Origin of the sequence: Enterococcus sp. 3H8_DIV0648 (assembly GCF_002140655.1) — a bacterium.
Lineage (GTDB): Bacteria > Bacillota > Bacilli > Lactobacillales > Enterococcaceae > Enterococcus_A > Enterococcus_A hulanensis.
Map to the genome: position 1 here is coordinate 637,853 of NZ_NGLG01000002.1, position 2,579 is coordinate 640,431.

2 protein-coding genes are annotated in these 2,579 nt (G+C 37.0%); both read right to left on the minus strand.

The window, feature by feature from the left end:
* Positions 1 to 284 precede the first annotated feature (284 nt).
* Positions 285 to 1,067 carry a hypothetical protein gene (locus tag A5875_RS19210; protein ID WP_088935183.1) on the minus strand — a complete coding sequence of 261 codons (783 nt, stop codon included), beginning with the start codon at positions 1,065 to 1,067 and terminating at the stop codon, positions 285 to 287.
* Between the two features lie 536 nt (positions 1,068 to 1,603).
* Positions 1,604 to 2,350 carry a GntR family transcriptional regulator gene (locus tag A5875_RS19215; protein ID WP_088935176.1) on the minus strand — a complete coding sequence of 249 codons (747 nt, stop codon included), beginning with the start codon at positions 2,348 to 2,350 and terminating at the stop codon, positions 1,604 to 1,606.
* Positions 2,351 to 2,579: the final 229 nt, after the last annotated feature.

Sequence of the window (2,579 nt, forward strand, 5' to 3'; positions counted from 1 at the left end):
AGATGTGTATAAGAGACATTTTTAAGCGTTCGTTTGATAAGGAAAACCGAAGCTACAGGTTGTTCATAACAAAAAAAGCGCAGCCGTATTTTACCACCGCTGCACTTTTTGATCCTTATTGATTGAGTTTTTAGTTTTCGTAGATAGCTTTTAACTTAATATCGTCTCAACATTATTTTTTCTTTCCTTAACTGACATTCTAATTTATCTGGCAAATGAGTAATCTCGCTCACAGATCAATAATACGTCCTTCATGGCCATACAATTTTTGAAAAAGAGTCTCATTATTTAGGCTTTTCTGCCTGATACGTACCAGCCAGTAGATAATATATATTGGCATCCATTGTACTGCCATTAACTTCTGCATTATCGCCCATAAGAAGAAATACGACATAATCCTCACCTTTAGGAATAACGATAACACTAGCTCCATCTGGCGTCTTACCACCAAGTTTTGGAAGTTCAGATAGAAAGCTGCTATTGAGTTGAACTTCTAGATTGTTCACTTCAAACCCTTTTCCAAAAGGATAACTTGCCACATACGAAAAATCACTGGCGTATCCAGTAATGACTTGTTGAGCAAGAGGTCGCACTCTGTCTTCCTTACTTTCTTTAGCTACTTCTTCTTTGGGAACGAATTGAGCGATAAGTTTAAAATGATTTTTTGCACCAACGACGTTTAAAATCGTTCCTTCTTCATTTTGAGTGACTTTTGCCTTTTCTGGAACTGAAAAATAGCCGATCGCCTTTGTTCCTGCATTCTTCACATCACCCAAATCTTTAATAACTGGCTCTTGAGCAGCCGCTATCTCTTGCGCACCCTCGCTTTCAGGGTCTCCTTCTTCACCTAACCAAATCCCAAAAATTTGAGCATCTCCGTAATCTTCTTCAGCCATTTTGATAGCAGATACTTTTTCTGAAATTACCTGCTTATTCTCTCCAAGCTTGCTCTTTGAAGATTCATCCGCGGTGCTCCCCTTCTCGCTACATGCTGTCAAGCTGAACGTCGCCACCAACAGCACAACTGCAGTTTTTAAAACATTCCACTTGTTCAATTCTCGTTTCATAATTTCTCCTTTTTTGAATTTGACTTCGATTCAAACATCGCCTGATACTCCGCCAAAAACGTATAATTAAATGTACCTGTTTCAGTTAAGTTACTGTTAGGATAACCCAACTTCGGAACAAGAAACCAAAGTTCGTCGTATACGGTAAAAAGTTGCTTATACGACGAATGAAATGAGATGAACCGTAAAAAAGAGAAGCCTTAATCGACTTCTCTACTACTGATTCATGCATGGGAGCATTCCCAGTAAACTTCGACAATCACACCTTGTCCGGTTTCAACTAATTATTCTTACTAGCATCGGAACTCTCAACTTTTTGACTATATTGAGATAGAAATTCTTCGATCGAATTTGGGATTTTTTTAGTGGAAATTTTTAATGGTTCATCATTTTCATAAATTTTCGGAGGCGAATCGCCAGTACGTATAGTTTGTTTATAGTCTGTCTCTTATACACATCTATAAAATATCTATACATGTATAGTAAAGCGGTTACACTAGTTTGTCAATAAAAAAAGACAATCTTTTTCAGATTGTCTAAGAATTTTTAACGCCATTGATTTCGATATGACTTTTATCGATTGGGAGATAGTGTTTATTATGCAGAGAAGGAAGCTTATCGTCTAAATAGATTTCTTCTTGAACTAAGTAGAATTGGTCTTTTTCAGAGATTTTATACCTTATCGCAGAAATATTTCCAACAGTCGAATATTGAACTTGGAGCTTTGTATGCTTAGCATCGCGATAAATTTGTTCGTTGAGGAAAGCCTTAAAGGACTCAATATCTTTGAGATCGATCTCTTTTTCGGTTAAAACCTCTACAGGCATCGTCGAAAAAGTAAATGCGACCGGTGTTCCCTTAGACTTATACCAACGATCAATGAAGACAACTACGGCTACTTTTCTTTGCAGGATCTCATTTGTATACTCGGTAGAAGGCTCGATATGAAAGTCAATTTCCACTTCATCTACCTCTGCATCGAGACAAGTGTAGATCGGATTTGCGATAGTCTCTAAGCCTGAAGTCCATTTAGAAGAGTTGCTGATAACAAAGTTTCCTTTTCCTTTGATTATTTTGATAACGCCATCATCTTGTAAAAACTGTAACGCTTGTCTAAGCGTCATTCTCGAAACACCCATTTGTTTGGCTAAAGTATTTTCGGGCGGAAGTTGTGAATCAAGGGGATACGTCCCATTTTTAATCAACTCATACAAGTTTTCATAAACGGTGACGTAACGCAATTTTCGTTTGCGGTCAATTTCAAGCCGCTCATCATTATACATGTCTAAACCTCCTTGCTTTTGTTATAGTTATTATACAACAAATTAAGAAGCGATGGTCCGATTTATCCTGTCTCTTATACACATCTAGATGTGTATAAGAGACAGTCATTATACATGTCTAAACCTCCTTGCTTTTGTTATAGTTATTATACAACAAATTAAGAAGCGATGGTCCGATTTATCTGAATAAGAAATCCGCTGCATACTGAAATCAAAAAGACATCTTTTA